The organism is Arthrobacter sp. CMU6, assembly GCF_059090205.1.
Genome location: NZ_JBNHFL010000027.1, coordinates 60,009 through 71,132, shown reverse-complemented (window position 1 = coordinate 71,132; position 11,124 = coordinate 60,009). Strand labels below are relative to the sequence as shown.

The 11,124-nt window shown below is 67.1% G+C and carries 9 protein-coding genes; all 9 read right to left on the bottom strand.

What is annotated here, in order from left to right; genetic code table 11:
* Positions 1-58 precede the first annotated feature (58 nt).
* Positions 59-796, bottom strand: coding sequence for a polyprenol monophosphomannose synthase (locus tag AC5RWD_RS17880; protein WP_494021292.1), 738 nt, complete (start codon positions 794-796; stop codon positions 59-61).
* 495 nt (positions 797-1,291) lie between these two features.
* Positions 1,292-2,953, bottom strand: a complete 1,662-nt coding sequence (locus AC5RWD_RS17875) for an amidohydrolase (protein WP_494021291.1) — start codon at positions 2,951-2,953, stop codon at positions 1,292-1,294.
* Between the two features lie 81 nt (positions 2,954-3,034).
* Complete coding sequence (locus tag AC5RWD_RS17870) at positions 3,035-5,929, bottom strand: DEAD/DEAH box helicase (RefSeq protein ID WP_494021290.1); 2,895 nt, start codon at positions 5,927-5,929, stop codon at positions 3,035-3,037.
* A 24-nt stretch (positions 5,930-5,953) separates the two neighbouring features.
* On the bottom strand, positions 5,954-6,748 hold the full coding sequence (tatC, locus tag AC5RWD_RS17865; RefSeq protein ID WP_494021289.1) for a twin-arginine translocase subunit TatC: 795 nt from the start codon (positions 6,746-6,748) through the stop codon (positions 5,954-5,956).
* Positions 6,749-6,796: 48 nt separating this feature from the next.
* Positions 6,797-7,066: a Sec-independent protein translocase subunit TatA gene (gene tatA, locus AC5RWD_RS17860; RefSeq protein ID WP_494021288.1), complete on the bottom strand. Its 270-nt coding sequence runs from the start codon at positions 7,064-7,066 to the stop codon at positions 6,797-6,799.
* 35 nt (positions 7,067-7,101) lie between these two features.
* Entirely contained in the window at positions 7,102-7,470 is a 369-nt protein-coding gene (locus AC5RWD_RS17855; protein WP_494021287.1) for a hypothetical protein, read from the bottom strand.
* Between the two features lie 26 nt (positions 7,471-7,496).
* Positions 7,497-9,527 carry a helix-turn-helix transcriptional regulator gene (locus AC5RWD_RS17850; protein WP_494021286.1) on the bottom strand — a complete coding sequence of 677 codons (2,031 nt, stop codon included), beginning with the start codon at positions 9,525-9,527 and terminating at the stop codon, positions 7,497-7,499.
* 110 nt (positions 9,528-9,637) lie between these two features.
* Positions 9,638-10,033, bottom strand: coding sequence for an FKBP-type peptidyl-prolyl cis-trans isomerase (locus AC5RWD_RS17845; protein ID WP_307102959.1), 396 nt, complete (start codon positions 10,031-10,033; stop codon positions 9,638-9,640).
* A gap of 49 nt (positions 10,034-10,082) precedes the next feature.
* On the bottom strand, positions 10,083-11,012 hold the full coding sequence (locus AC5RWD_RS17840; RefSeq protein WP_494021285.1) for an FKBP-type peptidyl-prolyl cis-trans isomerase: 930 nt from the start codon (positions 11,010-11,012) through the stop codon (positions 10,083-10,085).
* Positions 11,013-11,124 lie beyond the last annotated feature (112 nt).

Below are 11,124 nucleotides of genomic sequence, written 5' to 3'. Positions count from 1 at the left end.
GCATCCAGGGATGCAGCCGACCCGGCCTTTTATGTGTCCGCCTGGCTCTTTGTGCCAGTCAGTCGCGCGGGCTCTTGCCCGTCAGCTTCTTCCAGCGGGCGGTCAAGCCCCACTTCGTCACGTTAATCATGGCTTCAACCACAATGTTGCCGCTCATCTTGGAAGCCCCGAGTTCCCGCTCCACGAAGGTGATGGGACGCTCCACGATGTTCAGCCCCATCTTCGCGACGCGCCATGCCAGGTCCACCTGGAAGCCGTAACCGACCGAATCGACCTGGTCCAGGTTCAGCTTCTCCAGCGTGGTGCGGCGGAATGCGCGGTAACCGCCGGTCACGTCCTTGATCTTGAGGCCGAGCATGATGCGCGCGTACGTGCTGCCAGTCCGGGAGATGGCCTGGCGGTACAGGGGCCAGTTCACGACGCTGCCGCCCTTGACCCAGCGGGAACCCATGGCGAGGTCTGCGCCCTGGTCCACCGCCTCGAGCAGGGAGGGCAGCTGTTCGGGCTGGTGGGAGCCGTCGGCGTCCATTTCCACCAGGACGTCATAGCCGGCGTCCAGTCCCCACCTGAAGCCCGCGATGTAGGCCGCGCCCAGGCCTTCCTTGCCCTTGCGGTGCAGGACGTGGACCTGGCTGTCCCCGGCAGCGATGCTGTCCGCCAGCTGCCCGGTGCCGTCCGGGCTGTTGTCGTCCACAACGAGGACGTCGGAAGCCGGCACGGCGGCGCGAAGGCGTCCCAGAGTCTTCGGAAGCGACTCCAGCTCGTTGTAGGTGGGGATGATGGTGAGGACACGCACAGGGAGGCCTTTCCTGGATGGGAGCGGTCAGCACGCGGAGAGCCCGGCAGGAACGCCGGCTCGCAAAGCGCAACTCCCTATTATACGGGGCCTGAGGAGCGTCTGCGTCCGCGCACCTCCTCGGTATGCGCGGCGGGCGACGGGGGCTTAACTGTCCCTTCGCGCTTTGCTCCCAGGGGCAGGGCAGGATCCGTGGCTTCAATGTCCGTTCGCGTGCCCGTTCGGCAGGGCGGCGCCGCGTGGACCCCGGGTGCCGCCACGGGCGGGTCCGTGCGCTACGGGCCAGTTGCTGATGCCGCGATTAGCGGATGGAAGAACTGTTTTCTGCTGCGCTTTGGACCCGCCCCCGGAAGCTCAATGCTACGGACTGGCTGGGGGCTGTCAACAGCCCCCTGACCTGCCCGTTCACGTATCGCCGCAGGTCAGAGCGCTTTTTCGGGAGCGAATCCCGGCACAACCGGTCGCTATATGTCGCCGAATTAAGCCCGGGGCACGTCAGGCCCGGAGGGCATCGGCGGAGAACAGTTCCAGCCCGTTCCGCACCGTCTGCAGGCACCGGGGATCGGTGCCGGTGTCCAGTGCCGGCAGCAGCGGCGTGCGGGCGCGGGGATCCGTGCTCCAGGACTGGACCCTGTTGTCCGCCACCTGGACCATGAGCTCATCCACTTCCCAGACGGCGAAGGTCGCCGGCGCGCCAGGTACCAGCTGGCCCGCCATGGGGTTTTCGTAGCGGGCGGCGCGCCAGCCGGCCCGCGTGTGGCCGAGGAAAGCCGCCCGGGCGGAGATCCGCTGGCCGGCGTCGTGGTGCTCCAGGCACGCCCGCACGCTGGACCAGGGGCGGAGCGGCGTCACCGGCGTGTCGCTCCCGAAGCAGATGGGGACGCCCGCTGAGTAGAACGAGGCGAACGGGTTCATGCCCTGGCTGCGGGATCCGAGGCGCTGCTCGTAGAGCCGGCCCTGGCCACCCCACGCGGCGTCGAAGACGGGCTGCGCGCTGACCGTCACGGAGTACTTCGCCAGGCGGGCGATGGCGTCGGCGTCGGCCATTTCGACGTGCTCGAAGCGGTGGCCGGCCGCCCGGACCCGCTGCTCCCCCACCTCAGCGGCTGCCTCCTCGAGGGCCTGCAGGGCCGCGTCGAGGCCGGCGTCGCCAATGACGTGGAATCCGCCCTGGATGCCCAGGAGGGAGCATGCCGCCAGGTGCGCGGCAGCCTCAGCCACGGACAGGTACGTTGTCCCGGACTCGCCGGGTGCGTCCGCGTAGGGTTCCCGCAGGGACGCCGTGCGGGAACCGATTGACCCGTCGATGTTCAGGTCCCCGGCAAAGCCTCGGACCCGGACCCCAAGCTCGGCCAGGAGCGCCTCAGCGTCGGCCGCCGTCGGCGTCAGTTGTCCCCAGTACGGCAGCACCTCGGGCGCGGGCCGGGAGCCTGCGGCGTCGTTCCAGCCCGCGGCCAGCCGCAGGTCATCGATGCTGCTGATTTTTGGTGCACCCATCTCGGCCAGCGCCACATAGCCATTGGCCGCAGCCTCGTCCAGGGCACGCCGCTGGTAGTCCTGCAGCTCACCGGAGGACAAGCGGCGGGTGGCCTGCCGGGCGGCAGTGTGGGCCTGGCGCGTGACATGCCCGCCCGGCGCGTAGCCGTCCAGCTCCGCCAGCCCCGCTTGGGCAACGAGTGACGGCGAGACGAGAGCCGAATGCACATCAACGCGGGAAAGGTACACGGGACGTCCGGCAGCGGCCCGTTCCAGCTCTGCGGCGTCGGGAAGCGTGGGATCGTCCCAGAGCGACTCATCCCAGCCATGGCCCAGGACGGCGCCTTCCCCTCCCGAGGCCGCAACGGCGTCCAGCAGCTCGCGTGCCGACCGCACACCGCCCAGCTGCAGTGACTCGAGCGCAATGCCGGTCTCGGTCAGGTGGGCGTGGGAATCGACAAAACCAGGAGCAACGAGGGCGCCGCGGAGATCGACGACGTCCATGGTGCTGTCGGCGATTGACGTGGCAGCCTGTTCCGAGCCGACCCACGCGACGGTGTCGCCGTCCACCAGCATGGCCGTGGCGAAGGGATCAGCCGCGGTGTAGACGGAACCGTTGCGGTACAGCGTGACCTTTGACGGTCCGGTCCCTTCCTGCGGGCGGGCGGGGGCATCGGCCATGGAGGCGCTCCTTGGAGAGTTCAAACGGGTGTCGGGTACGGTGGGTTCTTAGTGCTGAGGTCGGGCCCGGAGGACAGACATTCAGCCCACGGTGGAGTAGGCGACGACGCCCCGCCGGATCAGCTTGATGGCCTCGGCGCAGAGCCGGGCGAGCCGGGGATCCAGGCCGGGAATCTTGGCCAGCTGGTCCAGTAGGTCGATCACCTGCTTCACCCACCGGACGAAGTCGCCGGCGGCGAGGTCGGTGCCGTTGAGGACATCCTGAAGATGCCGGCCGCGGGCCCACTTGTACATGGGCCAGATCAGTCCCAGCTCCGGCTCGCCGGTGAGCGGAAGCTTGTTCTGTTCCTCCACGTCCTCGAGGGCGGACCATTCGCGGACCACGATATCCACGGCGGTCTCCAGGGAAACGCTGGGCATGCGGGGCCGCAGGCCGCGGTCCTCCCGCTTCGCCTGGTACACCAGCACGCTGGCGAAGGCAGCCACCTCCACCGCGTCGAGGTCATCGAAGGCGCCCTGCCGCAGGGCCTGCGAGATGAGGAGGTCCTTTTCGCCGTAAATCCGGCGCAGCCGCTGGCCGTCGGTGCTGATGCGGTGCTGCCCGTCCTCGGTGGACTCGAGGTATCCGTAGGCCGACAGGACGTCGCAAACCCGGTCGAAGGTCTTGGCAATGGTGTTGGTGCGCCCCTGGATCTGGCGAACCAGGCCGTCCGTTTCCTTGCGGAGCTTCCACCAGCGCTCAGACCACCTGGCGTGGTCCTCGCGTTCGCTGCAGCCGTGGCACGGGTGCGCACGCAAAGCACGCCGCAGGTCGGCGATCTTCTTTTCCTGGTTTTGCAGGGCGGAACCAAGCCCGAAGTCGTTGTTGCGGCTGCTTCCCCTGGCCGGCGGCCGGTTCTCCCGCAGGGCGTTCCGGACGGAGGAGGCCAGGTCCCGCCGCGACTTGGGAACCTTCGCGTTGAATGACTTGGGGATCCTGATCCGGGTCAGCGGCGCGATGGGGCCCTCCAAATCATCGACGCCGATCCGGCGCAGCTGGCTTTCCAGCGTCAGCACGGCGGGCCGAGGCTCGCGGGAGCTGTGGTCCGAGCTCAGCACCACGGCAAATCCGGGGGCCCTGCCTGCCGGGACGTCCACAACGTCGCCCGGCAGAAGACGGCTCAGGGAGTCCTCGTTGAGCGATTTGCGCGCCCGTGATTTGCTCCGCGAACTGAAATTCTCGGCGTCGGAAAGTTCCCGCCGCAACCGGGCGTACTCGGTGAAGTCGCCAAGATGGCAGGTCATCGATTTTGCGTAGCCGGCCAGCGACTCTTCACGGCTGCGGACCTGCCGGGCCAGCCCCACCACTGACCGGTCAGCCTGGAACTGGGCGAAGGAGGACTCCAGGATTTCCCTGGCCCTGGGCCGGCCGAACTGGGCCAGCAGGTTGATGCTCATGTTGTACGTGGGCTGGAAGCTGGAATTCAGCGGGTACGTCCGGCGGGAGGCCAGGCCGGCTACCGCGGCAGGATCGGTGCCAGGCTGCCACAGGACCACGGCGTGGCCTTCGACGTCAATGCCGCGCCGGCCCGCCCTGCCGGTGAGCTGGGTGTACTCCCCCGCCGTGATGTCCACGTGCGCTTCGCCGTTGAACTTGTCCAGCTTCTCCAGCACTACCGACCGGGCCGGCATGTTGATCCCCAGGGCCAATGTCTCGGTGGCGAAGACCGCCTTCACGAGGCCATCGGCGAAGAGCTTCTCGACCACTTCCTTGAAGGTGGGGAGCATGCCGGCATGGTGGGCGGCAATGCCCCGCAGGAGCCCGTCGCGCCAGCTCCAGAAGCCCAGCACCTCAAGGTCGTCGGACGGGATGTCCTGGCCTGCCTCGTCCACCCGCTGGGCGATGGTGCGCTGCTCCCGCTCCGTGGTGAGCCACAGCCCGGACGCCACACACTGAGCGACGGCGGCGTCACAGCCGGCACGGGAAAAGATGAAGGTGATGGCGGGCAGCAGATCCTGCCGGTCGAGGCTGGCGATGACCTGTGGCCGGCTGGCGCGCCGCACCGCGGTCCGGGTCTCCTGCTGGGGCTTGTCGCCATAGCGCTGGCGCTGCTGCCGCCGCTGGCTCCGGCCGCCGTGGCCGAAGCGGCCCTGGAAGTTGAGCTGGGTTTCGGCCCTGGAGAGGGTCAGGAGCTCCGGGTTGACCTCGAAACCCCGCTGGCCGGCGTCGTCGGGTGAAGGCGCCAAGGGCAGGGCAGATGCCGCTGCACCCCCGCCGGCGGGGGCGATTTCGTCAAAGGTGGTCTCGCCGGCGAAAAGGTCCACAATGTCCCGGCCCACCATGACGTGCTGCCAGAGTGGCACGGGACGGTGTTCGGAGACGATCACGTCGGTATCGCCGCGGACGGTGTCCAGCCAGGCGCCGAACTCCTCCGCATTGGAAACCGTGGCGCTGAGGGACGCGACCTGCACCTCGCTGGGCAGGTGGATGATGACCTCCTCCCAGACGGCACCGCGGAAGCGGTCGGCCAGGTAGTGGACCTCGTCCATGACCACGAAGCCCAGGTCGAACAGGGTGTCGGAGTCTGCGTACAGCATGTTGCGCAGGACCTCGGTGGTCATGACCACCACGGGCGCGTCACCGTTGATGCTGGTGTCTCCGGTCAGGAGACCGACGTTCTCCTCGCCGTACTTCTCCGTCAGTTCGGTGAATTTCTGGTTGCTGAGGGCCTTGATGGGCGTGGTGTAAAAGGCCTTCAGTCCGCGCTGGAGCGCCAGGTAAACGGCGAACTCGCCCACGATGGTCTTGCCGGCCCCGGTGGGCGCCGCAACAAGTACCCCGCGGCCTTCCTGAAGGGACTTGCACGCCTGGCGCTGGAAGTCGTCCAGTTCAAAGCTCAGTGTGCGGGCGAATGCACCCAGGTGGGTCTTTGCTTCCGCGGCCCGTTCGGCGCTGGCGCGGTACCGTTCGGAGGGCGACGGAGTGGTGGTGGACATGCCTCAAGCCTAGCGGGGGCGCACCTAGAGATTCTTCAGCTCACTGCTTGGAGTTGCGATATCGGCTGTGGCCTCGGTCTCAGCGGCCCGCTTCTCTGCCCGGCGCGCACGACGGCGGTCATTCAGGACGCACAGGCCAATGGCCAGGAAGAAGAGCAGGAGCATGGGACCGGCGAGGTAGAACATGCTCATTGCGTCGCCGCCGGGGGCGGCCATGGCCGCGAACAGGCAGACGAGGAACACGGTGATGCGCCAGCTCTTTACGAGCTGCTCCCCGCGGAGGAGTCCGGCGAGGTTCAGCCCCACCAGGACAACCGGGAGCAGGAAGGCTATGCCGAAGGCGAGCAGCAGCCGCAGCACGAAGGACAGGTAGACCTGCGCGCTGATGAAGTTGGAGCCGCCGGAGGGCGTGAAGTCGGTGAGGACCCGGACGGCATTGGGCAGGACCAGCCACGCGAGGGTGACGCCGCCGACGAAGAGCGGCACTGCGGCCGCCACGAAGGACAGCGCCAGCCGGCGTTCCTTCTTGTGCAGGCCGGGAACAATAAAGGCCCACAGCTGATAGAGCCAGACCGGGCTGGCCAGGATGACGCCCAGGAAGACGGACACCTGGATCATGAGGTCGAAGGAGCTCGCCACGCCGTCGAAGTTCAGCGACGCCTGCCGGCCCTGGCTTTCGTTGAGGTCCTTGATCGGCTTGATCAGGGCCGCGAGCATGGGCTGGTAGACCATGAAGCCCGCAACGGTGGCGAGCACAACGGCAATGGCCGACTTGAACAGTCTGTTCCTGAGTTCGCGCAGATGGTCCAGCAGAGCCATCCGTCCCTCAGGATTGGAGCGACGACTCATGGTTAGTGCCACGTAATCCTAAGCGCGGTTGGGGGGCGGAACGTCGTTTCCGTCGGCAGGACGGTTATCCGTCGTGGAGGAACGCGGGTGGTTGACGACGGTGCCTTCAACGGGGTCTGAGCCGTCCTTGGCTTCCGGGGCTCCGTCCTTCTTCATTTCGCGGACTTCCGACTTGAAAATGCGCATCGACTGGCCGAGGCTCCGGGCCATGCCGGGCAGCTTCGGTGCAGCGAACAGCACCAAAGCCAGGACGATGATGATGATGAGATGCCAGCCTTCAAGCCTCATGGGGGGTGTTCCTTTCGTTTAGTAACATCCTACGTTTATCTGAATTCGATGTCGCGCAGCGCCTGGGGCTGGCCCCGGTCGGACTTCCGGCGGACCCTGCGCTGGCGCCGGGCTTCCCTGCGGGCCTCTTTGGATGCGTGGTAGTCATGGCGCATCTGGTGCGGCGAGGCAAAAGGGGCCGTACCCGGTGCAAGGCCGGGGACGCCGGAATCGGGTGCCGCTTCAGTGGCGCCTGCGGACGCTGCCGCGGGAACCGGAAGGCGGGTGAGTTTGTCCCCCGCTTCACCGAGCTCCTTGACCGTTGCCATGAACTGGCGGAACAGGCGCACACCCATGAGCACGAAGAACAGCAGGGACAGCGACACGAGTGCCACCCAAATAAGGATCCAGGACCACCAAGGCATGCTGAGTAGTCTAGCTGGCGCACCGGCTAGCCGTTGTACTGCGCCAGGGCCGCCTGGATCCAGTCCCGCGAGGCGCGGGCAAGCTCCTCAGGTTCCAGGATCCGCGCCGTTCCGCCGTGCTGGGCGACGAACATGGGCAGCCATGCCGTGTTGCCGAACCGGATCTCGGCCACCAGGCCGCCATCCGGAAGCGGTGCTGTCCGCTCGGCATAGTAGTCGTCCGCAAGGCCGGCGCCGCGGGCGGTGAGCTGGACGGTGACCAGGGTGTCGTCGTCATTGGGCGTGAACAGCTTTGCCGGGAACCCGCCGTCGGGCTTTATTCCGGACGAGACCGGCCTCCCGGTCGGGGTGAGCTGCTCTATCCGGTCCAGCCGGAAATTCCGGAGGCCGGCCGCCGAATGGCAGTAGGCCTCGAAGTACCAGGTGTTGTCCAGGGAGTAGAGCCGGAGCGGATCCACGTCCCGCTCCGAGAGGGTGTCCTTCTGCGCGGAAAGGTAGACGAGGTGCAGCTGGGAGCCCGATTCAATTGCATCACGGATGACCTCGAGGATGGCCGAGTTGCCGGGTCCCACCTCGGGCCCGGACAGGGCAGCGGCCCGCAGCCCCTCCTCCCCTGCGGCCGCCATCAGCTTGAGCGTCACTGATTCCAGGGCACTGCCTTCGGCCAGTTCCGGCAGGCCGTTGAGGGTCTCCAGGCCCGTGAGCAGTGCGCAGGCCTCGTCCACGGTGAATCGGACGGGCCGGTTCAGCTCCATGGACTGGCTAATGAAAACGTGCCCTTCCTCCCACTGGATGTCCAGCAGCTCGTCCGGGTACCCCTGCGGCAGGCCGGAGCAGATCAGGATCAGCAGGTCGCCCTCGAGTTCCTGGCGGGACACCCCGAACCTGTCGGCGACCTCCTCGATGGGCAGGCCCTGGTTGCGGACCAGGAACGGGACCAACTGCAGCATCCGCTTGAGCTGGTCCTCCGACGTGCGCTTGCGGGTCCGTTTTCCCGCCCCGGCATGCCCGAATGAATAAGGCGGCACCGGAGTTTCGATAAAGGCGACGGCGTTCGCAAGGCGGCGCTGCACGGCAGCGGACAGCTCCGCGGGGGCCACCACCCTGACGTTCGGCCCAAAGGAGGCCAGTTCCTCCCCAAGCACCTCAGCGTCACGGTACGGAACGGTCAGCCGGTCCCAGCCGGCGTCGGCCTCCGCGCCCCTGTTGGAATCCGGAGCCGTGTCCGCATCTGCCGCCGCATCCGCATCCGAGGACGGAGTGGCCCCGGCGCGCTTACGCAGTCCCAGCAGCTTGCCGCTGCGGACATCCACGACGGCGGAACTGACCGGCAGCTCCGGAAGGCTGTTCAGCTCGGCACGGACATTGAAGCCGGCGGGCGGCGTGAAGGCTTCCCTCTCCAGAATTGTGACGGCGGACGTGAAACGAGAGAGCCGGAAGAAGCGCTTGGCGCTGCGGCCCCGGTCGAAGCCGACGAGGTACCACTGGCCGAAGCGGCTGCCCAGTCCCCACGGTTCAACCACGCGTTCCTCTTCCCGGCCGGTGCTGCCGGCCAGGTAGTGGAAGCGGACAGCGTGCTGGGCGTGCATGGCGGCTACGAGGTCCTCGAAGGCCTGGCCGGCCGGTTTGATGCGCGGCTGCACGCCGGCCGGAAGTTCGACGTCGGCCAGGCCGCCCGCCGCCTGGAGCTTGCGGAGGGCGTTGCCCGCCGCCGTGCCCAGTGCTGCCTGTTCCCAGAGCTGCGAGGCCAGCAGCAGGACCGTCCATTCGTCCGGGGTCAGCTCCACATCCGGCAGCCGGTTGGATTCCTTGCCGATCCGGTACCGGGTGGTGCCGGGATCGTCCGAACTCCAGCCCAGGTCCGTGACCGTCTCGACGTCGAAGCCGAAGTCGCGAAGGTCGTTCTTGTCGCGTTCGAACATGCGGCCAAAGGCGGCGTCGCTGGCCGCGCCGCCCGCGTAGATTTTCTCCCGCAGCTCACTGCGCCGCAGGCCGTACCGTGAATTCAGCAGGGCGATCAGGAGGTTCAGCAGGCGTTCAGTACGTTGGGCGGACACCCTCGTTACGTTACTAAAGCCGTTCCGGCAAAAACGCGAAAGCGCGGCAACAATCCGGAAAATCCTTCCGATTGTTACCGCGCTTCGGCTGTCTAGTGTCCAGGCGGGGATTAGCGGACGCCCACCAGGTCCACGACGAAGATGAGTGCCTCGTTCGGGCCGATGGCTCCGCCGGCACCGCGCGAGCCGTAAGCCAGCTCCGAGGGGATCTCAAGGCGGCGGCGTCCGCCGACCTTCATGCCGAGCAGCCCCTGGTCCCAGCCCTGGATGACCTGGCCGACGCCGACACGGAAGTCCAGCGGGGCTCCGCGGCCCCACGAGGCGTCGAACTCTTCGCCGGTGGACCAGGCCACGCCGACGTAGTGCGTGGACACGGTGTCGCCCGCTTTGGCCTCGGGGCCGTCGCCCTCAATGATGTCCGTGATGACGAGTTCCGTGGGCACCGGGCCTTCGGGGAAGTCGATTTCCGGCTTTTCGCGGTCGAGCTTGCGCTGGCCAAATGACATGGTTGCTCCTTCTGTTTGTGGGAACTTGGGTATTCGGGTGGTTACTGGCTTACTTGGCACCCAGGATGTCGACGACGAACGCGAGGTCGCCCTTGGCGTCACCCTGGCCGGAGTCGCCGTAGGCCAGATCCTTGGGGATGACGAGCAGGACGCGCGAGCCGACCGTTTTCCCGGTCAGGCCCTGGGTCCAGCCCTTGATGACCTGGTTCAGCGCGAACTCCGCCGTCTGCTTGCGGTCGAAGCTGGAGTCGAACTTCTTGCCGCTGGCCAGGGCCACACCGACGTAGTTCACGGTCAGGGTGTCCGTGGCCTTCACTGCGGCGCCCTTGCCCTTGATCAGGTCCTGGGCGATGAGCTTCTTGGGGGCTGCGACGCCCTTGACCGAGAGCTCCGGGACGCCGTCCTTCTCGGTGACGGTCGGCAGGCCGGCGGGCGGGGTAACCGGATCGCCTTCAGGCTTTTCCAATACCTTCGGGGCTTCCTTGGCCGAGAGCACCTTGATAATCAGGAGCTGGGTCGGCTGCGCAGCCTGGCCTTTGGCCGCTGCCTTGCCCGGGATGGCGAGGGCGAGCTGCGAGCCCACCTTGGCGCCGACGAACGCGTTGTAGACGATCGCGCTGCCGGTCTTGAGTTCATCGTTCAGTTCAAGGGGCTCGGGATCGCGGGGGAAGCTGTCATCCAGCGTGGAGCCGTCCTTGGCATTGAGGGCAAGAACGGAAATCTCGGCGATCTGGTTGGCCTTCACGCGCTCCCCGCCGCCTTCGGTGACAACCTTGACGGTGGGTTCCTTGACATCGAGGGGCTTGGTGAACTCGACGCCCGGGGCTTTCTTGTCCCCTTTGTCCGTCAGCTTGAGCGAGTCGAGCTTGGCGGTCTCACCCGCGGACTGGCTGGTCGGTTCCGGGGCTGCGGGCTCCTGGCCACCGCAGGCGGTCAGCAGAAGCAGCGCGGGAAGAAGGATTGCTAGTAGTCGGCGCACGTAAGAACTTTCGTCGGGGCAAGGTGGATGCCCTGCCGGCGGAGGTGCTGGGCACGGCAAGGCAGTCAGGACCGCAGAACGGCCTCTTCCAGAGTAACGCGGAAAGCTGGGT

Bases quoted from the DNA above. Each gene is read 5' to 3' on its own strand.
- AC5RWD_RS17875 (WP_494021291.1), bottom strand. From the start codon at position 2,953: ATGGCCGATGCCCCCGCCCGCCCGCAGGAAGGGACCGGACCGTCAAAG.
- AC5RWD_RS17870 (WP_494021290.1), bottom strand. From the start codon at position 5,929: ATGTCCACCACCACTCCGTCGCCCTCCGAACGGTACCGCGCCAGCGCC.
- tatC (WP_494021289.1), bottom strand. From the start codon at position 6,748: ATGGCTCTGCTGGACCATCTGCGCGAACTCAGGAACAGACTGTTCAAG.
- tatA (WP_494021288.1), bottom strand. From the start codon at position 7,066: ATGAGGCTTGAAGGCTGGCATCTCATCATCATCATCGTCCTGGCTTTG.
- AC5RWD_RS17855 (WP_494021287.1), bottom strand. From the start codon at position 7,470: ATGCCTTGGTGGTCCTGGATCCTTATTTGGGTGGCACTCGTGTCGCTG.
- AC5RWD_RS17845 (WP_307102959.1), bottom strand. From the start codon at position 10,033: ATGTCATTTGGCCAGCGCAAGCTCGACCGCGAAAAGCCGGAAATCGAC.